This is a genomic window from Solimonas aquatica (genome assembly GCF_900111015.1).
Classification (GTDB): domain Bacteria; phylum Pseudomonadota; class Gammaproteobacteria; order Nevskiales; family Nevskiaceae; genus Solimonas; species Solimonas aquatica.
Window position 1 is genome coordinate 93,977 of the sequence record NZ_FOFS01000001.1, and the last position, 21,615, is coordinate 115,591.

Below are 21,615 nucleotides of genomic sequence, written 5' to 3' on the forward strand. Positions count from 1 at the left end.
GTTTACTCCCGATTGCTTTCCGGCTTCTGTTGTTTGCCGGTCTTTATTTTCAATTGTGCCAGCTCGGATTCCAGCTGGTCCTCGGACAAGCGTGCGAACTCGTCGCGCAGGCGATCCGCGCCCAGATCATAGGCATCGACGCGCGCTTCCAGCTCATCGGTGGCGCGTTCGGCCTCGTCCAGCGCCGCGCGCGTGCTGGCGAGGCGGCCATCGTCCATCTGCTCGCGCAGTTTCAGGCGCGAACTGGCACTCTGGTTGCGCACGCTGATCGCCTTCTGGCGCTGGCGGGCCTCGCTGAGCTTGGCGCGCAGGCGCGCGATGTCACCGTCGAGCTTGCCGATTTCCTCATCGACATGCTTGAGCTCCTGCCGGGCTTCCTGGCTGCGCGAGACGGCGCGGGCCTTGGCGGCCAGGGCGCCGCGCGCCAGGTCCTCGCGGTCCTTGCGCAGCGCGAGCTCGGCCTTGGCTTCCCAGTCGGCGGCTTCGGTGTTCAGGGTCTCGCTCAGGCGTTGCAGCTCGCGCTTGCGGGCCAGGAAGCGCACCGCCGTCGAGCGCACTTCCACCAGCGTGTCTTCCATTTCCTGGATGATCAGACGCGCCATCTTCGCCGGATCGTCGGCCTTGCTGAGCAGGCTGCCCAGGTTGGCGTCGATCACATCGCGCGTTCTTGAAAAAATACCCATCCATTGGTCCTCGGTTGAGCGGGTTTGGCGGCCGGCCGTGCTCATCGGCCTCGTTTTCAGCGCTGCGCCACCTGACGCTGCTGGGCCTCGATCGCAAACTCCGGCAGCTGCGCAAGCGTCTGCGCCAGCATATTGTCCTTCAGTTCACGGCGCTCGTTTTCCAGTGCCTGGCTCAGCTCGTTCTGGAAGCCGGCTTGCGGCGCGGTCTGCGTGCTGCCCTGCAACGGCGTGCGCGCCAGATTGGCGGCATAAGCCTCGATACCGGTGAACAGGGCGAGCGTCAGGCTCAGAGAGCTGGCGGCGCTGATCAGATGCTTGTTGAACATGGTGAAACTCCCGTGTGAGTGATTGACGGGAGGGATATAGCCAGGGCCGTGCCAGGCTAAAAAATTTAAATAACATCATGATTTGAAAGATATTAAATTTTCTGCGTTCGGGCCTTGGTCCGGCTTCCCCGGGTGATTAAGCCAGGTATTGGTATAAATCGCCACTTTCTAGCAGAATGCCGCCATGGACCTGCGCGAAGCACCCGATGCGATTCTCGGTGAATCCGATAATTTCCTGTCGGTGCTGGAAAAAGTCTCGCGCATCGCGCCCTTGCGCAAACCGGTGCTGATCATCGGCGAGCGTGGCAGCGGCAAGGAGCTGATTGCCGCGCGCGTGCACTATCTCTCCGAGCGCTGGGCGCGGCCCTTCGTGAAATTCAACTGCGCGGCGCTGAATCAGGAGCTGCTGGAATCCGAGCTGTTCGGCCATGTCTCCGGCGCCTTCACCGGCGCGGCCAGGGCACGCACCGGCCGCTTCGAGCTGGCCAGCGGCGGCTCGCTGTTTCTCGATGAGCTGGCCTCGATGTCGCTGCAGCTGCAGGAGAAGCTGTTGCGCGTGGTGGAGTACGGCGAGTTCGAGCGTGTGGGCTCCAGCGAGACCATCAAGGTCGATGTGCGCCTGATCGGCGCCGCCAATGTCGATCTGCCGGCGCTGGCGCAGGCCGGACGCTTTCGCGAGGACCTGCTGGATCGCCTGTCCTTCGACGTGATCACGGTGCCGCCGCTGCGCGAGCGGCGCGAGGACATCCTGTTGCTGGCGCAGAAGTTCGCCGAGGGCATGGCGCGTGAGCTGGGCCGCGAATACTTTGCCGGCTTTGCGCCGGCGGCCGAGCGTGCGCTGCTGGCGCATGAATGGCCGGGCAATGTCCGCGAGCTGCGCAATGTGGTGGAGCGCGCGGTGTATCGCCTGGAGAACGAAAAGCGCGTGGTGGAGGAGATCGAGTTCGATCCTTTCCGGTCACCGTTTCGTCCGCGCGCAGCACTCTCGCCGGGGCTGGCGGGCACGGGGGTCAGCGCGCCGGTCCTGCGTGAAGCGCCGCCCGAGACCCCGGCGAGCAAGCTGCCGCAGAACTTCGAGAATGCGGTTTCGGAATACGAGGTGAGTCTGCTGCGTCAGGCGATGGCCGAGGCACGCTACAACCAGCGCAAGGCCGCCGAGCTGCTGCAGCTGAGCTATCACCAGCTGCGCGGCCTGCTGCGCAAGTACAAGCTGCTGGACGCCGAAGCCGCCGGCGGCGCCTGAGCGATCAGCCTTCCAGCAGGCGCCGCTGCGCCACGCCCCGCTCGTCGATCAGCAGATATTCCATGCGCTGCGGATGCCAGTCGGCCAGCACCAGCCGCTCGCCGCGCTGCGTGCCCAGGTGCACGCGATGGTCCGCCGGCCGATGCGTGTGGCCGTGAATCAGGCGCGTGACCTGATGCTCGCGCATCGCAGCGGCGATGGCCTGTGCGTTCACGTCCATGATCGCCTCGGCCTTGTTGCGCTTGTCGCTGTTGCTGCGCGCGCGTAGCGAGGCAGCGATTTTGCGCCGGCGCTGCCGTGACAGCAGGCCGAAGATGGCCAGGCCGAAACGGTTGCGCGAGATGCGCCGCCAGCGCTGATAGGCGCGATCATCGCTGCAGTAGCGGTCGCCATGCGAGAGCAGGGTGGCGCGTCCGCCCAGCTCGATGCGCAGCGGATCGGGCAGCAGCTGCACGCCGGTGGCCTGCGCAAAGCGCTTGCCCACCAGGTAGTCGCGATTGCCGCCCATGAAGTACACCGGCACCCCGCTGGCAGTGAGCGTGCGCAGCGCGGCGGCTTCCTCGGCGTAATCGTCCAGGCCCAGATCGTCACCGACCCAGTACTCGAACAGATCGCCGAGGATGTAGACCGCCTGCACCTGCCGCGCCGGGCCTTGCAGCAGACGCCGGAAGCCCTCGCGCAGCGGCGAGGGCGTACTCGGCAGGTGCAGATCGGAGAGCAGCAGAATCATGCTGCCGACGGCGGCTTACTTCAGCACGCTGACCTTGTTGATCACCACCGGCGTCAGCGGCACGTCGCGACCGAAGGGCGGCAGCGCGCCGGTGGGCGTCTCGGCAATCTTGTCGACCACGTCCAGGCCCGAGGTCACGGCGCCGAATACGGTGTAGCCGTAGCCATCCTGGCCGGGATAGTCGAGGAAGTCGTTGTCGCTGTGGTTGATGAAGAACTGCGAGGTGGCCGAGTTGGGATTGTTGGTGCGCGCCATGGCGATGGTGCCACGCGCGTTCTTCAGACCGTTGCTGGATTCGATGGCGATGGGCGCGCGGGTCTTGCGCTGGCTGTTGCGCTCATCGTAGCCGCCGCCCTGAATCATGAAGCCGCGGATCACGCGATGGAACACCAGGCCCTCGTAATGGCCGTCTTCGGCGTACTGCACGAAGTTGGCGACGGTGAGCGGGGCGCGGGCGGCGTCCAGTTCCAGGCTGATGCTGCCCAGGTTGGTGTCGATCTGGACGCGGACGGGGCTGGCGTTGCTCATGAGAATTCCTCGTTGAAGAGTTTGTGATGAAAGGTTCGGTCGGCGGGCGGTTCCCGCGCTGGCGGCTTCAGGCCGGGGCGGCGGGACTGCGCTGCGCGCTCTGGTTTTCGGGCGGCGATAGTAACCCGTCCATGGCGGCGCGTGCCTCGCCCAGCAGGCGCGCATCGCTGCCCGGGCGGCAGGCGCGCTCCGACAGCACGCGGCGGAAGGCGCGGCCGCCGGGCTGATTGCGGTACAGGCCCAGGATATGGCGGCTGATGTGATTCAGCGCCGCGCCCTGCGCGAGCTGCCGCGCCGTGTATTCCTGCACTGCGGCCAGCACCTCGTCGCGGGTCGGCGGCGTCTGCGTGTCACCGAACAGCGCGCCGTCCACCTGCGCCAGCAGATAGGGGTTTTCGTAGACCTCGCGGCCCAGCATCACGCCGTCCAGATCCCGCAGATGCTCCGCGCAGAGGGACAGATCGCGCAGGCCGCCGTTGAGCACGATGGTGAGCTGCGGGAATTCCTGCTTGAGGCGGTGCACGGCCTCATAGCGCAGCGGCGGAATCTCGCGGTTTTCCTTCGGCGACAGACCCTGCAGCCAGGCCTTGCGGGCGTGGACGATGAACACCGTGCAGCCGGCCTCGGCCACGCTCGATACGAAGCGGCGCATGAATTCGTATTCATCGGAGTCATCGACCCCGATGCGATGCTTGACGGTGACCGGCAGCGCCGTGGCGGCACGCATCGCGCGCACCGCGCTGGCGACCTGGGCGGGGTCGTTCATCAGGCAGGCGCCGAAGCCGCCGCCCTGCACGCGGTCGGAAGGGCAGCCGCAGTTCAGATTGATCTCGTCGTAGCCGAACTGCTCGCCGATCGCCGCGCAGCGCGCCAGTGCTTCCGGATCCGAGCCGCCCAGTTGCAGCGCCACCGGGTGTTCGGCGGCGTCGAAACGCAGGAAGCGCTCGCGATCGCCGTGCAGGATCGCGCCGATGGTGACCATCTCGGTGTACAGCCGCGCATGGCGCGACAGTTGCCGGAAGAAAAACCGGCAATGCCGGTCGGTCCAGTCCAGCATCGGGGCGACGCAGAAGCGCCAGGGTGAGGAGGGCGTATCGATGGCGGGCAGCCGTGAGATGAAAAGGCCGTGCATTTTAGCCCGAGCGAGGCATCGTCCCGCGTGCCCTGGCGGTTTGCGAGCACAGCCGCATCAGAAAAAGGCGCTACCGGGGCCGGGTCCGGCCTGTTCATGATGAAGGCAAGGCAGGCGGGGGCAAAAAGCAGACATGAAGATCACGATTCTGACGCTGGGCTCGCGTGGCGACGTGGAACCGTTCCTGGCGCTGGCCGTCGGTCTGCAAAAAGCCGGACATCAGGCCAAGCTGGCCTGTTCGCCGCGCTACAGCGACTGGGTGCGTGCTTATGGTGTCGCGGCGTATCCGGTCAGCTTCGATCTGGTGGCGGCGCTGCGCGAGGCGGAACAGGCGCGCAAGCAAGGCCGCAAGCCGCTGCCCGGCGCGCCCAAGCCCAAGGAAAAGCTCCTGGCGGACCTGGTCGGCCTTTGCGAGGACTATCTGGCTGCTGCGCAGGATGCCGACTTCGTGCTGCAGACCGGCATTGCGCCGGGTGGCGTGGAGATCGCCGATGCCCTGGATCTGCCGATGGCCACGGCCTTCCTGCATCCGATGCTGCCCACGGCCGAGTTCCCCAGCTTCTATCTGCCGCTGCGCCGCTCGCTGGGCGCCGGCTACAACCGTTTCACGCATCGTCTGGCCCTGAAGATCATCGGTCACAACATCGGTCCGGCGGTCAGTCGCTGGCGTGCACAGCGTTTCGCCTTGCCGCCCTGGGACAGCTATGCGGCGATGCTCGCCGCGCGCCAGCCCAGCGGCGCGCCGGTTCTGCATGGCTACAGCCCCTCGATCCTGCCGAGCCCGGCAGACTGGGACGCCAGCTGCCACGTCACCGGCGCCTGGCAGCTTGATCCGGCCCCGGGCTGGCAGCCACCGCAGGCGCTGCTGAATTTTCTCGCCGCCGGTCCGGCGCCGGTTTACATCGGCTTCGGCAGCATGCGCGGCGAAGATCCGCAGCGCATGACCCGCGAGGCCGTGCAGGCCCTGCGTGAGGCCGGCCAGCGTGGGGTCTTGCTCTCGGGTGGCGGCGGCGGCTTGAGTGCGGATGATTGCGGCCGCGATGTGTTGTTCATCGATGATGTGCCGCATGCCTGGTTGTTCCCGCGCATGGCGGCCGTGGTGCATCACGGCGGCGCCGGGACCACCGCCAACACCGTGCGCGCCGGTGTGCCGGGCATCATCCTGCCGCGGGTGGTGGATCAATTCGCCTGGGGCGACTGCATCGCCAGGCTCGGCATCGGGCTGCGGGGTCCCCGCATGTCCAAGCTCAGCGCCAAGGTGCTGGCGCCCGCGCTGCGGCGCGTGGCGAGCGACACCGTGATGCGCGACAAGGCCGCGCAATTCGGCCGCTGCATCGCAGCCGAGCAAGGTGTGGCGCGCGCAGTGGCGCTGATCGAAGCGCACGCCGCGCAATACCGCAGACGCGGACACCGCACCGTCGCGACGATGCCCGCCTGAGCGGCCAATGTGCCTTGCCGCGCCGCATACCGGCAGGCGCTGAGCCGGAATTTGCCTCTGAGCGCAGTGCCATCATTCGCGCCATTGAATCAGCTTGACGTGCCCTCGAAATAGCAGGCAATGTCCTGACACTAATTATCGGCTGCCGGGTCTGATGCGCTGGCATCAAGCCGCAGCACCAGTCGCTTGTAAGCCGGTGCCGGGCAGCAGCAAAGGACGTGTCATCGACACGGACCACGAGGGGAGGAGAGCATGAACGCATGGAAATCCGTGCTGGGCACGGGGCTGGCTGTTGCCCTGGGTTCGCCGGCCTTGCAGGCACAGTCCACCGCTGGTGAAGACCCGGCGCCTTTGAACACCATCGCCGTGCCGCAGGCGCCGCCGCCACCGCCGACACCATCGACGACGCGTGATACGGGCGCCAAGCTGGAAGAGGTCATTGTGTCCGCACAGCGCCGCGATGAAAGCGCGCAGGAAGTGCCGATCTCGATCACCGTGTTCGACGCCAAGCAGCTGGCCAACGCCAATATCACCAACTCATCGGATCTGGCGGCGTACACACCTTCACTGTCCACCAATCAGCGCTTCGGTGCCGACAACGCCACCTTCTCGATCCGCGGCTTCACGCAGGAGCTGCGCACCACTTCTTCGGTGGCGATCTACATGGCCGAGGTGGTGGCGCCGCGCGGCCAGAGCTCGCAGACTTCGGGCGATGGTGCTGGTCCCGGCTCGATGTTTGATCTGGCCAACGTACAGGTGCTGAAAGGACCGCAGGGCACGCTGTTCGGCCGCAACACCACGGGCGGTGCGGTGCTGCTGGTACCCAACAAGCCCAGCAACGAATTTGGCGGCTACCTGGAACTCACCGGCGGTGAATGGGATGCGCGCCGCGCACAGGGTGTGATCAATGTGCCGGTCACCGAGCACTTCAAAACGCGCCTGGCCATCGACCGCAATGTGCGCGACGGCTATTTGCGCAACATCACCGATATTGGCGCAGATCATCTCGGCAGTACGGATTATCTGGCTGGACGTTTCAGCATGCTCTGGGACATCGGCGAGGCGCTGCAGAACTACACCATCGTCTCGTACATCGATTCCGACAGCACCGGCTACAGCTCGCAGCTCTACGCCTGCAATCCCAATACGGTCACCAGTGATTTCTTCCTGGCGTTCTCCGGGCTGCTGCAGGCCCAGCCCTGCCAGCAGCAGCTGGACCGGCAGAAGGCTGCCGGACAGGACGGCTTCTACGATCTGGTGAGCACCATCAAGACGCCGGTCACCGCGATCAAGGAGAAGCGCCTGATCAACACCCTGAGCTGGGACATCAACGATGATCTCAAGCTCAAGAACATCCTGGCCTACGCGCATCTGCACACCGAGAATGGCTCCGACATCTTCGGCACGCAGTTCCGCTACAGCCTGGCCGGTGTGCCCATCGATCCGAACCCGGCCCGCGAGTTCAAGACCGGCATCTCGGTGCCGAATCCGGACATCCCCGTCACCAGCCAGAAAACCTATGTGGCGGAGCTGCAGTTGCAGGGGAGTTCCTTCGATCACGCGCTGGAGTGGCAGACCGGCGTTTACTACGAGCACAGCCTTCCCGACGGCTTTTCCGGCAACAACTCTGCAGGTCTGGTGTCCTGCGAAGTGGCCACCATCGAGGGCGCCCCGTCCGGCTTCAACTGCTATGACCCCCTGGCGGGTGCTGTCGGCGGCGTGCTGGTACAGCACTACAAGACCGAATACCTGAACCGCGCGGTCTACTCGCAGACTACCTGGCACATCACCGACGAGTTCAATCTCACCGGCGGCCTGCGCTACACCTGGGATCACACGGAGGGTTACGGCATCAAGACCCGCTACGCCTGGGCGCTGGCGACGCCGCTGGCGCCCACCGAGCAGATCAGCTCGCCGCATACCAGCAGCAAGGCACCGACGGGCGTGCTCGAGTTCGACTACAAGCCGTTTCGCGGCAATATGGCCTACGCCAAGTATGTGCGTGGCTATCGCCAGGGCAGTGTGATTCTCGCCGCCGATCCGGGCGTCGACACTTTCAAGCCCGAGCGCGTGGACACCTACGAGGTGGGCATCAAGACCCAGTTCGGCGGGCCGGTTCCCGGCCGCTTCAATCTCTCGGTCTTCTACAACGACTTCACCGACCAGCAGCTGCAGCTGGGCTATGTCTCGCCCACCGCCTTGCAGACCACCACCATCGTCAACGCCGGCAAGTCGCGCATCAAGGGCATTGAAGGCGAGGCTTACTTCCAGCTGCTCGACAGCCTGAGCCTGGCGCTGTCGTTCTCGCTGCTCGACACCAAGCTGCTGGAACAGGAGGACCAGACCGCGCGCGTGCGCGATGCCGGCGGCCCGATTGCGGGCTTCTCGGTGACGCCGATTGCCGACGTCGGCGACGAGCTGCCTTATGCGCCGAAGCAAAGCTATGTTGCGTCGCTGAGCTGGCGTGTGCCGACAGCGGCGGAAATCGGCGATATCGACGCCGGCGTCACGTACTCCTACATCGGTCGGCAGCGCTCTGCTGCATCCAGCTCGGGCCCCTATGGCCTGCTGGATGCGTTCAGCCTGCTCAATCTGAATCTGAGCTGGAGCCACATCCTGGCCTCACCCATCGACTTCGTGATGTTCGGCACCAATGTGCTCAACGAGAAATACACGACCTACACCAGCGGCACTTACAACCTGCTGGCCTTCGAGTCCCGCGTGGTGGGCGCGCCACGCATGATTGGCGCGAGGTTGCGGTACAACTTCTGAGCGATGCGGCCTACGGCGTCGCACACCACCAGCCGCTGCCGCCATGCCAGTGCGCAAAGGCCAAGGCCACGGTGAGCAGGCCGCTGGCCATCAGCAGGCCACCGGCGACGCGGCCGGCGGCCAGGCGGGTGCCGAAGTGCTGCAGCAGGAAGTTGCTGCCCCCCAGGGCCGGCATGGTGGCGAGGCCAAAGGCGGCGAGGCTGATGCCGCCGTAGAGCGGATCACGTGAGACAGCGGCGAGAAACAGCATGCTGTACAGCGGTGCGCAGGGCAGCAGCACGCGCAAACCGCCCCAGGTGAACAGGGCACCGGCCTGACGGTTTGGCGCCGGGCAATGACAGCTGCCGGCGCAGACGGCGTTCCGTGGCGTCTGCCAGTAACGCAGGCCCATGGCCAGCAGCACGGCGGCGGACAGGGCTTGCAGGATCAGACCCCATTGCGGCGAGGGCAGGGTCTGCAACAGCGCCAGGCCCAGCGCGCCGGCGAGCAGGCCCGCGAGGCTGTAGCCGAGCACGCGACCACCATGCAGCCACAGCGTGCCGGCGGCTTGCGCGCGACGCAGCTGGATGGCCTGCAGCGGCGCGCACATGGCCACGCAGTGCGGGCTCGCCGCCATGCCGGCAGCGGCACCGGCGCTGATCGCCAGCAACAGATTCATTCGTCGTCCAGACCCAGGCGTTCGGCCTGCTCCAGGTTTTCGAACTGGCCGCTGTGGATCGCCCAGATCAGCGCCGCGCCGGCGGCGAAGATGATGGTGAGGCCCAGCGGGATGAGGATATAGAGCGCTTCCATCACGAACTCCTTGTGGCGCCGCCCGCGCCCAGGCGCAGGGCATTGCTCACCACGATCAGCGAGGACAGCGACATGCCCAGGGCGGCCAGCCAGGGTGTGAGCAGACCGCCCAGCGCCAGCGGCAGCATGACGAGGTTGTAGACGAACGCCCAGCTGAGATTTTCCCGTATGCGCTTGCGGCTGGCCGCAGACACCTGGCGCAGCGCGACGATGCCTTGCAGGCTGTCGCCGATCAGGATCGCGTCGGCGCGGGCCTGGGCCAGCGCCGTGCCGGAGGGCATGGCCAGCGCTACGTCGGCGGCGGCGAGAAACGGCGCGTCATTGCTGCCGTCGCCCACGGCCATGACTTTTTCCTGGTGCTGCTGCAGCTCGCGCAGACGCGCGAGTTTCTGCTCCGGCGTCTGGCGCGCGCGCCAGGCGCCGATGCCGACGCGCTGGGCGAGGGCTTCGGTCGGGGCCTGACCATCACCGCTGAGCAGTTCCACACGCAGGCCTTCGCTCTGCAGCGCGGCCACGGTTTCGCGGGCCTCGCTGCGCAGCACGGCGGACAGCGCCAGCAGCGCCAGCGGCTGCTGGTCCCGGCGCAGCAGCAGCCAGGTGGCTTCGGGCTGCGCGTCGAGCTGCGCGCGATAGGCGGACAGCTCGCAGCCGGAATGTTCCGGCGCGCCCAGCCAGTAGTCGGCGCCATCGACACTGCCGCTCACGCCGCCGCGTGCATCCAGGCGCACGTCCTGCGCGCCGGCAACCTCGGGCTGCGCCAGGGCGCGGGCGATGGGATGCGGCAGATCGCGTTCCAGGGCGGCGACGATGCGCCGGCAGCTGGTTTCGTCCAGCGCGGCCAGCGGCTGCAGGATCTGCAGCTGCAGCGCGTTGTGGGTGAGCGTGCCGGTCTTGTCGAACAGCACCGCCTGCACTTCCTGCACGCGCTCCAGCGCGGCGGGATTGGCCAGCAGCACGCCGCGGCCGGCGAGACGGCTGGCGGCGGCGGCGAACACTGCCGGCGTGGCCAGCGACAGCGCGCAGGGGCAGCTTGCCACCAGCACCGCCAGCGCCACCGACAGCGCCTTGTCGGCACCGGCGTGCCACCACAGTCCGGCGCCGAGCAGGGCCAGGGCCAGAATGATCAGCACGAAGCGGCCGGCGATGCGGTCGGCAATCAGCTGCAGCTTGGGCTTGTGCGCCTGGGCCTGCGCCAGCAGGCGCGTGATGTGCGAGAGCATGGTGCCCTGGCCCAGGGTGCTGACGCGCAGACGCAGCACGCCGGCGCCGACATTGAGACTGCCGGCCGCCAGCACTTCGCCGCGATGATGCGTCACCGGCCGTGCTTCGCCGCTGAGCAGGGATTCATCCAGGGCCGCGAAATCATCGAGCAGCTCGCCGTCGGCGGGCAGGGTTTCGCCCGGCGCCACGCGCAGCACATCGCCCAGTGCCAGGCGCGCAATCGGCACGCTCTCGCCCTGGCCCTGCGCGTCCTCGCGCACGGCGGTGAGCGCGCGACGCGCGGCGAGCAGGCGCAAGCGCGCGCCGGCCACGGCGCGGGTGCGGCCTTCCAGATAGCGGCCGCCGCCGAGCAGCATCACGAACATGGTGGCGGCATCGAAATAGAGATCGCCCGCACCCAGCAGCACGCGCAGCGTGGAGGCGCCCCAGGCGATCAGCAGCGACGCGGCCACCGGCACGTCCATGTTGACGCTGCGCGTGCGCAGCGCCTGCCAGGCGCCCTGCAGGAAGGGCCAGCCGGAATAGAACACCACGGGTGTGGCCAGAATCAGTTGCGCCCAGCGCATCAGCATGGCGATGCCGGCGTCGTCCTGGCCTTCGCCGAAGTAGCCGGGCCAGGCCAGCATCATCACCTGCATGGCACCGATCACGGCGATGCCGATGCGCGCCAGCGACTGGCGGTTGGCCTTGGCTTCGCGCTGCGCGCCGCCATCCTGCGCCAGCACCTGCGGCGAGAAGCCGGCCTGATCCAGACGCTGCAGCAACTGCGACAGCGGCAGACGTGCCGGATCGTGACTCAGGCGCAGGGTGCGGCTGCTCAAATCCACCTGCGGATCGGGCACCAGGTCCTGGATGCTCTTGCGCACGCGCGCCACACAGGCCGCGCAATGCACATTATCCAGACCCAGCAGCACCTCGCTGCGTGATCCCGTGGCGACCGCGATGCTGCTGCGCAGCTCCTCGCGGTCGTATACCTGCCAGTCTTGCTGTGCTGTCTTAGGGCTTGTTGACATTTACTTTGTCCGCTGCGACGGAGGCTGTTTTGGCGCAGAGCAAGGCGGCAGACGCGCCGCTTGATGATTCCAAGCCAGCGGTTGCCAATGCCGCCCTGCGCCAAAACAGCCCCGTCCCGAAGGGTTGCGCCAGAAATCGCGCCATGCGGCGTTGCGAAACCTGGCTTTGGCACCACCCAGGCCTGCGTTTCGCGCCTTGCCTGGCGCGATTTCTGGCAGCAAGGCAGCGGGCAAAGTCAATGTCGACAGACCCTAGTGCTCATGAACGACCACGTGCGCTGCCGGCGACGCGATCTGGGTGAAGCCGCTGGTCGCCGCCACGCGCATCATGGTGATACCACCCGCGATGGTCAGCAAGGGCAGGGTCAGCGCGATCAGCAGTTCCAGCGACATCTGCATGCGCGCCGGGGCGCTTGGGGTCTGGGTCTCAGTGTTTGTTTTCATGCGGGTCTCCGGTGAGAAAGCGCGCGGTGCGGCTGCGCTTGAGTTGCGGCGCATCGGTGGCGGTGAGATTCAGCTGCAGGGTGGCCACGGCGTGTTCGGCACGCTCGTGCTCGTCCTCGCTGGCGGCCGGCAGGCGCACGCTGACGGTCTTGGCGACCGTGGCGCCGGGCGGGACATCGAACTCGTTGGGCACGATGGTGGCCACCGGGCCGTTCTGGAACTGACCGTCCACCTTGAAGTGATGCGGCCGCTCGTCCTCGTTGGTGATTTTCAGCACGTAGACGTTTTCCAGGCTGCCGTCCACCAGCTCGCGATACAGGGCGTGGCGGTCACGCAGCACGTCGAAGCGCAGCGGCGAGTGGGTGAGAATCAGCGTCGCCACGCCCACCAGCACCGCCAGCCACACCAGGCCGTAGCCGATCGCGCGCGGGCGCAGGATGTGATAGGGCTTGCCGGCATCGTGATTGGAACTGGTGTAGTGCACCAGACCGCGCGGCTTGCCCACCGAATCCATCACATTGTTGCAGGCGTCCACGCAGGCGGCGCAGGCGATGCATTCGTACTGCAGGCCCTTGCGGATATCGATACCCACGGGGCAGACCTGCACGCACAGCGAGCAGTCCACGCAATCGCCCGCCGGCTGGCCGACTTTCTTGGCCAGGGTCTTGCGCGGCTCGCCGCGCTTTTCGTCGTAGGCGATGATCAGGGTGTCGCGGTCGAACATCGCGCTCTGGAAGCGCGCGTAGGGGCACATGTACTTGCACACCTGTTCGCGCATGAAGCCGGCATTGCCCCAGGTGGCAAAGCCGTAGAACAGGCTCCAGAACGCCGGCCAGCCCGAGAGCTGACCATGGAGCAGATCGCCGAACAGTTCGCGCGCCGGCACGAAGTAGGCGACGAAAGTGAAACCGGTGAGCAGCGAGAACGCCACCCACGCGAAATGCTTGCCGCCCTTGCGCAAGACCTTCTCGGTATTCCAGGGCGACTTGTCGAGCTTCAGGCGCTGATGGCGATCACCTTCGATCAGATGCTCGAACCAGATGAAGGCTTCGGTCCACACCGTCTGCGGACAGGCATAACCGCACCAGAGGCGGCCGGCCAGGGTGGTGAAGAAGAACAGCGTCAATGCCGCGGCGAGCAGAATGCCGGTGAGCAGAATCAGATCCTGCGGCACCAGGGTCATGGTCAGGACATGGAAGCGCCGGTGCGGCAGATCCAGAAACACCAGGGGCTCGCCGTTCCAGGTGAACCAGGGCAGCAGGTAGTAGATGCCCAGCAGCGCGAGCATCGCCGCCAGACGCAGCGAGCTGTAGCGCCCGGTACTGCGCCGGGACTGGATCTTGACCGGCTTTTCGTACAGGAAGACTTCACCCTGGGCCTCTGAACTCGGCTTCGGGTCGGGATGGGCTTGCACTTTAGGCTCCACGGGGCCGGCACTCGAGCAGTGCCATCGCGCCAGCCGGAATCAACGCGAGCAGAAAACAGATGGCGAAGGCGCCGCCAACGCGGCTGAAGGCGATGGGCGTATGCAGACAGTCATCGCCCACCAGCAGCCAGACCGGCAGCATGCAGCTCGCACCCAGAAACGCCGACCAGCTGATCGCCGCGAGGCGGCGCAGACCTGGGCGACTGCCCAGGCCGCGCCGCGCCGCTTCACCGACGATGAGGTCGGCACCTGGCTCGGACAGTTCTTCTTGTCCTGGCTCGGTCATGATGGCTTCCGATTACGGCTGCGCCGGAGGCGTTGCCGCAGCCGCCACGCCGGTCGGATTCGAGAGGCTTTCCACATACGCCGCCACCACGCGAATCTCGTCGGCCGTCAGCACCGTCTCATGCGCCGGCATCTGACCATGACGACCGTTGGTGATGGTTTCACGCACGGTCTTGGCGTCGCCGCCGTAGAGCCAGGTGTCGTCGGTGAGATTGGGGGCGCCCAGCATCGGGTTGCCCTTGCCCTCGGGGCCATGGCAGGCCGCGCAGGTCTGCTGGAACTGCGCCAGGCCCGCTTCGCGCTTGGCCGCCGGCAGCGCCGGATCCGACCAGTGCGGCACGAAGGCCACCAGGGTCTCGATCTGTTCCGCCGACAGCGTGCTGCCGAAGGGCGGCATGGTGCCGCCGCGACCATTGGTGATGGTGGTCACCAGGGTGGCGCCGTCGCCGCCGTACAGCCAGTCATGGTCCGTGAGGTTGGGGAAGCCGCGCGCACCCGCACCGTCCGGACCATGGCAGCCCGCACAGTTGTTGAGGAACACGCTCTTGCCCAGGGCCAGTGCCGCCGGCACCTGCACCAGTTCATCGACGCTCTTGCTCTTGAACGTGGCAAAGGTCTCCTGACGGGCCTGCACGATCTTGTCGAGGTTCTGCTGCATCTCGCCGTGCGCGGTCCAGCCCAGGCGTCCGGCAAAGTTGCCCAGGCCCGGATAGAAGGCCAGGTAGCCCAGCGCGAACACCGTGGTGAGCACGAACAGGTTCAGCCACCAGCGCGGCAGCGGATTGTTGTACTCGCGCAGATCATCGTCCCAGACATGGCCGGTGCTCTCGCCCTTGGTGCCCTTGCTCTGGCCGAACAGCAGCCACATGCAGGCAGCGAGGCTGCCCAGCACGATGACGATGATGTAGATCGAAAAGCCGTTGCTCATGATGTTCATGATGTTTTGTTCCCCGTTTTGGCGGCCTGGTGGCCACGGCAGCAGGGCGGCAGTTCGTCATCGCCCAGCGGCAGCTGTGCCGCTTCGGCAAAACGCGCGCGGTTATGACGCGACCAGGCCCAGATGCAGATACAGATGAAGCTGACGAAAGAGATCAGCGTGAAGATGCCGGCGCTCATGACTGCTTCTCCTTGGCCTGAGCGGCCGCGTCCGCGGTCTTGGGCGCCTGCACGGCCTTGAGCGACTGCAGGAAGGCGATCAGCGCGTCCATCTTGGTCTTGCCCGCCACCTCGGCATCGGCGCCGGCGATGTCGGCGTCGCTGTACGGCACGCCTTCCAGCTTCAGCACCTTCATCATCGCGCCCACTTCACCCGGCGCGAAGCTCTGCTTGGCCAGCCAGGGATAGCCCGGCATGTTCGACTCCGGCACCACATCACGCGGGTTGTCCAGATGGATGCGGTGCCAGGTGTCGCTGTAGCGGCCACCGACGCGCGACAGATCCGGGCCGGTGCGCTTGGAACCCCACTGGAAGGGATGATCCCAGACCGACTCGCCGGCCTGCGCGGCCGGGCCGTAGCGCAGCACTTCCTCGGCCAGATTGCGCACCTGCTGCGAATGGCAGTTGTAGCAACCCTCGTGGATGTACACATCGCGGCCGGCGGTTTCCAGCGCGGTGCGCAGATGCAGACCCGGCGAGGGCTTGATGGTGGCGTTCTGGAACAGCAGCGGCACGATTTCCACCAGGCCGCCGAAGCTGATCGCCACGGCGATCAGGATGCCCATCAGGCCAATGTTCTTCTCTATGGTTTCGTGTTTCATGCCTTGGCTCCGGCAGCGGTATTGACAGTGACCGGCACGGCCTGGGCCTTGGGCATCGTGGTCATGGTGCGGAACACGTTCCAGGCCATGATCAGCATGCCCGAGAGGAACACCAAGCCGCCCGACAGACGCAGGGCGTAGAACGGGTAGGTGGCCTTCAGCGACTCGATGAACGAGTAGGTCAGGGTGCCGTCAGCCTCGGTGGCGCGCCACATCAGACCCTGCATCACGCCGGCGATCCACATCGCGGTGATGTACAGCACGGTGCCGATGGTGGCCAGCCAGAAGTGCAGATTGATGGCCGGCACGCTGTACATCTGCGGACGACCCGTCAGGCGCGGAATCAGCATGTAGACCGAGCCGATGCTGACCATGGCCACCCAGCCCAGCGCACCCGAGTGCACATGGCCGATGGTCCAGTCGGTGTAGTGCGAGAGCGCATTCACCGTCTTGATCGACATCATCGGACCTTCGAAGGTCGACATGCCGTAGAACGACAGCGACACGATCAGGAACTTCAGGATCGGGTCGTCGCGCAGCTTATGCCAGGCACCCGACAGGGTCATGATGCCGTTGATCATGCCGCCCCAGCTCGGCGCCAGCAGCACCAGCGAGAACACCATGCCCAGCGACTGCGCCCAGTCCGGCAGCGAGGTGTACATGAGGTGATGCGGACCGGCCCACATGTAGACGCTGATCAGCGCCCAGAAGTGCACGATCGAGAGGCGATACGAGAACACCGGACGGCCGGCCTGCTTCGGCACGAAGTAGTACATCATGCCCAGGAAGCCCGCGGTCAGGAAGAAGCCCACCGCGTTATGGCCGTACCACCACTGCACCATCGCATCCACCGCGCCCGGATAGACGCTGTAAGACTTGGTCAGCGACAGCGGAATCTCGGCGCTGTTGACGATGTGCAGCACCGCCACGGCGATGATCATCGAACCGAAGAACCAGTTGGCCACGTAGATGTGGCTGACGGTGCGCTTGACGATGGTGCCGAAGAACACCACGCCGTAGGCCACCCAGACCACCGCGATCAGCAGGTCGATGGGCCATTCCAGCTCGGCGTATTCCTTGCCGGTAGTGAGGCCCAGCGGCAGCGTCACCGCCGCGAGCAGGATCACCAGCTGCCAGCCCCAGAAGGTGAAGGCGGCCAGCTTGGGCAGGAACAGCGCAGTGCGACCGGTGCGCTGCACCGTCCAGTAGCTGGTGGCGAACAGTGCGCAGCCGCCGAAAGCGAAAATCACGGCATTGGTGTGCAAGGGCCGCAAATGACTGTAGGTCAGGAACGGCAGATCGAAATTCAGCTGCGGCCACAACAACTGCGCCGCGATGAAGACTCCGACCAACATTCCCACGATACCCCAGACGACGGTCATCACCGCGAACTGCAGGATGACTTTGTCGTCATATCGTGGCACCGCGCCGGGCGGTGCATGCACATCGACATTGCTCATGATTGATCTTCCTTATGAACGCTTGGAATCGGCGTAGCTGCGAGTGTCGTTTGCGTGAGTTTTCAAGGCATTGATTGGCGTCAATGGGCCTGTCCGATACGTGTTTTCCGCAGGCATGACATGGATCAATGCCCCGTCGTCACGTGGCGGTGACACTTGGCTCCGACCAGAAGAATCGTGATGAAAGCCAATGAGTCCGCACACGCGGTCCCGCCACCAGCGAGGGCCCCTGCAGCCCAGGTCCGGAACGTGAGCGCCACTCCGGCGCCGACCCCGGCCTTGATGCATATCGCCTGTCCGCGTTGCGGCAAGCTGCGTGATCTGCCGCACCGCGACTGGCTCAGCGGCGCGAACTGCAACTGGTGCGGCGGCGAGCTGCACCCGCTGACGCCCTTCGAGCTGAACACCGCGGGTTATGCCGCGCAGGTGAACCATTCGGACGGCATGATCGTCGTGCATTTTGCGGAACGAAACTGCACGCCCTGCATCTTCATGGATGCGGTGTTCGAGCAGGCGGCGAGGCATCGCCGCGATTTGCGTTTTGCGATTTGTCATGTCGAAGATGAAGCTGCCCTGGTCACGCAGCTGCGCATCCGCAACGCCCCCACGCTGGTGTGTTTCGATCGGGGGCGCGAGCTGGCGCGCATCAGCGGCACGCTGAGTCTGGGCCAGCTGCTGGACTGGTTGGATCGTCATCAGTACGCCGGTAGCGTGGTTCCGACCAGCGGTAACGACGTCCGTCACCGTCGCAGCTGAGCGCAGGGACGGTATTTCGTCCAGGGGCGCAGTCTGCGCCGCTCGTCGCTGCCGCCGCGCTCCGGTATAGTCAAAAAAATACCGGCCGCACGACCCGCCTTTTCCGAAGTCCGAGCCCCATGTCCAACGCCGATACCTTGAGCATCGCCGGCGACCCTTTGCGGGCCTTGCTGGACGCGGCGGTGGACGCGATCATCCTGATCGACACCCGCGGCCGGATCATCCGCTTCAGCAATTCGGCCGAGCGCCTGTTCGGCTATCGCGCCGAGGAGGTGCAGGGCCAGAACATCGGCATGCTGATGCCGGCGCCGGACGCCAACCGCCACGACGCCTACATGGAGCGCTATGCCAGCACCGGCGAGCGCCGCATCATCGGCATCGGCCGCGAGGTCCAGGCCCGCGACCGCGCCGGCCGGGTGTTTCCGGTGGATCTGTCGGTGGGCGAATATGTCAGCGGCAATGTGCACGGCTTCGTCGGCATCATCCGCGACATCTCCGAACGCAAGCGCCACGAGGCCCAGCTCAGGCAGAACACCGAAGAGCTGCGGCTGATTTTCGAGTACGCGCCCACCGCCATGCTGATCACCGATCTGCGCGGCATGATCCTGCGCGCCAACCGCGCCTGCGCCGAGCTGTTCGGCTACCAGATCGCGGCGATGCTGGGCGGCGCGCACCAGAGTCTGGTGTTCGCCGAGGACCGCGAGAACGCGGCCGAGCTGCTGGCCGATCTGCTGGAGCAGAGCGGCGAGTGCCGCTGCGAGCTGCGCTACTGCCGGCGCGACGGCAGTGTCATGCACACCATGCTCTACAGCGCGGTGGCCACTGATGCGCAGGGCCAGCAGCAGTTCGTGATCAGCGAGATCGTCGACCGCACCGCGCTGCTGGCCGCCAACCGCGAGGCCGAGACCCTGCGTGCGCGCCTGACCCATGCCACGCGCGTCGGCCAGCTCGGTGAAATGGTCAGCGGCATCGCCCACGAGGTGAACCAGCCCCTGACCGCGATCGCCAATTACGCCAGCGCCTGCCGGCGCCTGCTGCAGAGCGGACGCGCCACGCCCGAGGATCTGGTCGCGCCCATGGACAAGATCGCCGCGCAGGCCGAGCGCGCCGGGCAGGTGATCCGCGGCCTGCGCAATCTGGCGCGCCGCCAGGACGGCCAGCGCACGCAGCTGGATCTCAACGCGCTGGTGGGCGAGATCATGCCGCTGGTGGAGTTCGAGTCGCGCCAGGCCGGCATCCTGCTGCGCACGCATCTGCATCAGGCGCTGCCGCCGGTGAGTGCCGACGGCGTGCAGATCCAGCAGGTGGTGCTCAACCTGATCCGCAATGCCCTGGAGGCGATGAGCGAGCAGCGCCACGGCGAGGTGATCGACATCGAAACCGATATCCCCGAACCCGGCTATGTGGAGGTGCGGGTGTCGGATCGCGGTCCCGGCATCTCGCCGCAGGCGGCTTCGCGTCTGTTCGAGCCGTTCTACACCACCAAGCAGCAGGGCATGGGTCTGGGCCTGTCGATCTGCCAGTCGATCGCGCACGCCCATGGCGGGCTGCTGAGCTATTACCGCAATGAATTCCGCGGGGCCACGTTCGCCCTGCGTCTGCCGCAAGCGGAACCCAACAAGGGGAACGGATGAGCGAGGAAAAAGTCCCGGCCGAGAGCCAAGGCGTGGTCTATGTGCTGGACGACGAGGAGGCCATCTGCGACAGCGTCGAGCTGCTGATGAAGAGCGTGGCGCTGCCGACGCGCAGCTACCAGAGCCCCGCGCATTTTCTGGCCGACTGGCGCCTGGAATGGCGTGGCTGCCTGCTGCTGGACGTGCGCATGCCGGGCATGAGCGGCCTGGAAATCCAGCGCCTGCTCAGCGAGCGCGGCAGCCGCCTGCCGATCATCTTCATGACCGGGCACGGCGATGTGCCGATGGCGGTGGAGGCCATGCGTGTGGGCGCCTTCGATTTTCTGCAGAAGCCCTTTCATGACGAAGACCTGATCGAGCGCGTGCAGCGCGCCATGCAGCAGGACGCGCGCGATGCCGAGCGCGATACGCAGCGCGCGCAGATCAAGAGCCGTTATGAAACGATCACGCCGCGTGAGCGGGAGATCGCGCAGCGCCTGATGTCAGGCGCCGCCAACAAGCTGATTGCCTACGATCTGAAACTTTCGGAGCGCACCGTGGAGCTGCACCGTGCGCACATCATGCAGAAGATGGGCGTGCGCTCGCTGGCCGAACTGGTGCGGATGCTGCTGGAGGTGGGTTCCGCCTAGCAGGGTGATGCAAAACTCGTTTTGCATCACCCTGCGCTTGGCACAGGGATGTGCCAACGACCATCGGGCGCTGTAAGTGCTTGATGGTCGGGAGCGGAGAAAAGCCACGCCTTTTCGAAGCGACATGCAAAAGTGCAGGAATGTACTTTTGCATCAGCTGCTAGTCCGCTGTTCAGGCGGCCTTGGCCAGGGCAGGGGCGCGTTCCTCGGCACCGGCGCCGGCCATGGCTTCCAGCGCCGTGGCCTTGAGCACCTGCACGGCATTGCCATCGCAGCTGATCACGCCGTCCTGCTGCAGGCGGGTGAACATGCGCGACACCGTTTCGGTGGCCAGCGCCAGATAGCGGCCCAGGTCCACGCGCGTCATCGGCAGGGTGAAGCGGTCGATCTGCGCGCCGAACAGGCGCTGGCGGCGCTTGAGCTGGGCGAGCAGGAAGGCAGCGATGCGGGCCTGCGCCGGGCGGCGCTCGGTCTGCAGATGCTCGTGCAGACGCTCGAACTCGCGGCCGACGTCGTCGAACAGCATTTCCGAGACTTCCGGCGAGCTGCGCAGCTCGCGGTGCAGGGCTTCCAGCGGAACGCGGCAGACGCGGGTGCTGCACAGCGCCACCGCCTCGGTGTTCTGCATGCGCTGACCCAGGGCGTCCAGGCCGATGGCGTCGCCGGGCAGGCGGAAGGCGAGGATTTCCTCGTCGCCCTCGTAAGAGGTGCGGCGCGCCTTGAGGGCGCCGCTCTGCACCACGTACACCGCGTTGGCGGCATCGCCGGTGCGGAACAGGGGCTGGCCGCGCTGCAGCTGCACCACGGTGACTTCGCTGGCACGCTGGTGGTCGGCGCCGGCCTTCACCACCACGGAACCCAGGCAGCGTCCGCTGCGCAGGCAATTGTCGCAGGGGAACTGCGAGACCGTTTGCGTGTTGTTGACGTCCGTCATGGCGACCACTCCCTCGTTGTTAACCCGTGACGCCACTGTAGGGAAGCGTCGGCGCGGCCGGCATTCGGGATTCTGCGTAAGCTCGCCTGCGGGAACTACGTACTAGTGGTCTGTAACAGCCATTTCGATAGCGTCCGGCGGCGCCCCGCCACCGCTGCCTTCGTTGCTCGCCGTCACCATAGTCCAGGCTATGTCTCCTTCTCGCGCCTCGACAGCGGCGCCGGATGCGCTCGCCGGCTCGCTACCGAAATGACCGTTACAGCCCACTAGCAGCGTGCTGAAAAACGAAGGCTTCGGCACGCTGTGCTTGGCACATGGAGGTGCCAACGGCAGTCAAGCGCGCAAGCGCTTGATTGCCGGGAGCGTAGGAAAACCACGCTTTTCCGTAGCGACCTGAAAAACGCCAGGGATG

Annotated in this window: 22 protein-coding genes; 6 read left to right on the plus strand and 16 right to left on the minus strand. The window is 66.0% G+C overall.

Annotated elements, in window-relative coordinates; translation table 11 throughout:
* Nucleotides 1-2: 2 nt before the first annotated feature.
* Both BMY12_RS00405 and BMY12_RS00410 read right to left on the minus strand, forming a co-directional pair.
* On the minus strand, nucleotides 3-728 hold the full coding sequence (locus BMY12_RS00405) for a PspA/IM30 family protein (RefSeq protein WP_366516764.1): 726 nt from the start codon (nucleotides 726-728) through the stop codon (nucleotides 3-5).
* 11 nt (nucleotides 729-739) lie between these two features.
* Nucleotides 740-1,009: a hypothetical protein gene (locus BMY12_RS00410; protein WP_093280583.1), complete on the minus strand. Its 270-nt coding sequence runs from the start codon at nucleotides 1,007-1,009 to the stop codon at nucleotides 740-742.
* 190 nt (nucleotides 1,010-1,199) lie between these two features.
* Here BMY12_RS00410 and pspF point away from each other — a divergent pair, with 190 nt between their 5' ends.
* The gene (gene pspF / locus BMY12_RS00415; RefSeq protein WP_177188807.1) at nucleotides 1,200-2,252 is read left to right on the plus strand and encodes a phage shock protein operon transcriptional activator; all 1,053 of its coding nucleotides are present in this window, start codon (nucleotides 1,200-1,202) and stop codon (nucleotides 2,250-2,252) included.
* 4 nt (nucleotides 2,253-2,256) lie between these two features.
* Here the strand turns inward: pspF and BMY12_RS00420 are convergent, their stop codons facing one another.
* The 3 genes from BMY12_RS00420 to dusA all read right to left on the minus strand — a co-directional run bounded on the left by BMY12_RS00420 (nucleotide 2,257) and on the right by dusA (nucleotide 4,567).
* Entirely contained in the window at nucleotides 2,257-2,982 is a 726-nt protein-coding gene (locus BMY12_RS00420; protein WP_093280585.1) for a UDP-2,3-diacylglucosamine diphosphatase, read from the minus strand.
* A gap of 15 nt (nucleotides 2,983-2,997) precedes the next feature.
* On the minus strand, nucleotides 2,998-3,510 hold the full coding sequence (locus BMY12_RS00425) for a peptidylprolyl isomerase (protein WP_093280586.1): 513 nt from the start codon (nucleotides 3,508-3,510) through the stop codon (nucleotides 2,998-3,000).
* Nucleotides 3,511-3,577: 67 nt separating this feature from the next.
* A complete protein-coding gene (gene dusA, locus BMY12_RS00430; protein WP_436278851.1) occupies nucleotides 3,578-4,567 on the minus strand; it encodes a tRNA dihydrouridine(20/20a) synthase DusA in 990 nt (329 codons plus the stop codon).
* Between the two features lie 208 nt (nucleotides 4,568-4,775).
* Between dusA and BMY12_RS00435 the strand changes: the two genes are divergently transcribed.
* Nucleotides 4,776-6,080 (plus strand): glycosyltransferase, encoded by a 1,305-nt coding sequence (locus tag BMY12_RS00435; RefSeq protein ID WP_093280589.1) that lies wholly within the window; start codon nucleotides 4,776-4,778, stop codon nucleotides 6,078-6,080.
* 252 nt (nucleotides 6,081-6,332) lie between these two features.
* Nucleotides 6,333-8,852 carry a TonB-dependent receptor gene (locus BMY12_RS00440; protein ID WP_093280591.1) on the plus strand — a complete coding sequence of 840 codons (2,520 nt, stop codon included), beginning with the start codon at nucleotides 6,333-6,335 and terminating at the stop codon, nucleotides 8,850-8,852.
* A gap of 10 nt (nucleotides 8,853-8,862) precedes the next feature.
* Here BMY12_RS00440 and BMY12_RS00445 read toward each other — a convergent pair whose 3' ends face one another.
* The 10 genes from BMY12_RS00445 to ccoN form a co-directional block, all read right to left on the minus strand.
* The gene (locus BMY12_RS00445) at nucleotides 8,863-9,510 is read right to left on the minus strand and encodes a sulfite exporter TauE/SafE family protein (RefSeq protein ID WP_093280593.1); all 648 of its coding nucleotides are present in this window, start codon (nucleotides 9,508-9,510) and stop codon (nucleotides 8,863-8,865) included.
* The gene (ccoS, locus tag BMY12_RS00450) at nucleotides 9,507-9,644 is read right to left on the minus strand and encodes a cbb3-type cytochrome oxidase assembly protein CcoS (RefSeq protein ID WP_093280595.1); all 138 of its coding nucleotides are present in this window, start codon (nucleotides 9,642-9,644) and stop codon (nucleotides 9,507-9,509) included. The genes BMY12_RS00445 and ccoS overlap by 4 nt, the downstream gene beginning before the upstream one ends.
* Entirely contained in the window at nucleotides 9,644-11,878 is a 2,235-nt protein-coding gene (locus tag BMY12_RS00455; protein ID WP_093280596.1) for a heavy metal translocating P-type ATPase, read from the minus strand. The genes ccoS and BMY12_RS00455 overlap by 1 nt, the downstream gene beginning before the upstream one ends.
* Before the next feature lie 252 nt (nucleotides 11,879-12,130).
* A complete protein-coding gene (locus BMY12_RS19825; protein WP_143068787.1) occupies nucleotides 12,131-12,322 on the minus strand; it encodes a hypothetical protein in 192 nt (63 codons plus the stop codon).
* Nucleotides 12,306-13,736: a cytochrome c oxidase accessory protein CcoG gene (gene ccoG, locus BMY12_RS00460; protein ID WP_245732282.1), complete on the minus strand. Its 1,431-nt coding sequence runs from the start codon at nucleotides 13,734-13,736 to the stop codon at nucleotides 12,306-12,308. The genes BMY12_RS19825 and ccoG overlap by 17 nt, the downstream gene beginning before the upstream one ends.
* 1 nt (nucleotide 13,737) lies before the next feature.
* A complete protein-coding gene (locus tag BMY12_RS00465) occupies nucleotides 13,738-14,034 on the minus strand; it encodes a hypothetical protein (protein ID WP_093280598.1) in 297 nt (98 codons plus the stop codon).
* A gap of 12 nt (nucleotides 14,035-14,046) precedes the next feature.
* Nucleotides 14,047-14,970: a cytochrome-c oxidase, cbb3-type subunit III gene (gene ccoP / locus BMY12_RS00470; protein ID WP_245732284.1), complete on the minus strand. Its 924-nt coding sequence runs from the start codon at nucleotides 14,968-14,970 to the stop codon at nucleotides 14,047-14,049.
* Nucleotides 14,967-15,149, minus strand: a complete 183-nt coding sequence (locus BMY12_RS00475) for a cbb3-type cytochrome oxidase subunit 3 (protein WP_093280599.1) — start codon at nucleotides 15,147-15,149, stop codon at nucleotides 14,967-14,969. The genes ccoP and BMY12_RS00475 overlap by 4 nt, the downstream gene beginning before the upstream one ends.
* Entirely contained in the window at nucleotides 15,146-15,790 is a 645-nt protein-coding gene (gene ccoO, locus BMY12_RS00480; protein ID WP_093280601.1) for a cytochrome-c oxidase, cbb3-type subunit II, read from the minus strand. The genes BMY12_RS00475 and ccoO overlap by 4 nt, the downstream gene beginning before the upstream one ends.
* Entirely contained in the window at nucleotides 15,787-17,250 is a 1,464-nt protein-coding gene (ccoN, locus tag BMY12_RS00485) for a cytochrome-c oxidase, cbb3-type subunit I (RefSeq protein ID WP_093280602.1), read from the minus strand. The genes ccoO and ccoN overlap by 4 nt, the downstream gene beginning before the upstream one ends.
* Before the next feature lie 249 nt (nucleotides 17,251-17,499).
* Between ccoN and BMY12_RS00490 the strand changes: the two genes are divergently transcribed.
* From BMY12_RS00490 to BMY12_RS00500, 3 genes are all read left to right on the plus strand, one after another.
* Nucleotides 17,500-18,006 (plus strand): thioredoxin family protein, encoded by a 507-nt coding sequence (locus BMY12_RS00490; RefSeq protein WP_177188769.1) that lies wholly within the window; start codon nucleotides 17,500-17,502, stop codon nucleotides 18,004-18,006.
* A gap of 119 nt (nucleotides 18,007-18,125) precedes the next feature.
* Complete coding sequence (locus BMY12_RS00495) at nucleotides 18,126-19,640, plus strand: PAS domain-containing sensor histidine kinase (RefSeq protein WP_093280605.1); 1,515 nt, start codon at nucleotides 18,126-18,128, stop codon at nucleotides 19,638-19,640.
* Nucleotides 19,637-20,269 carry a response regulator transcription factor gene (locus tag BMY12_RS00500; RefSeq protein ID WP_093280606.1) on the plus strand — a complete coding sequence of 211 codons (633 nt, stop codon included), beginning with the start codon at nucleotides 19,637-19,639 and terminating at the stop codon, nucleotides 20,267-20,269. The genes BMY12_RS00495 and BMY12_RS00500 overlap by 4 nt, the downstream gene beginning before the upstream one ends.
* A gap of 172 nt (nucleotides 20,270-20,441) precedes the next feature.
* Here the strand turns inward: BMY12_RS00500 and BMY12_RS00505 are convergent, their stop codons facing one another.
* Nucleotides 20,442-21,203, minus strand: a complete 762-nt coding sequence (locus tag BMY12_RS00505; protein ID WP_143068788.1) for a Crp/Fnr family transcriptional regulator — start codon at nucleotides 21,201-21,203, stop codon at nucleotides 20,442-20,444.
* Nucleotides 21,204-21,615: the final 412 nt, after the last annotated feature.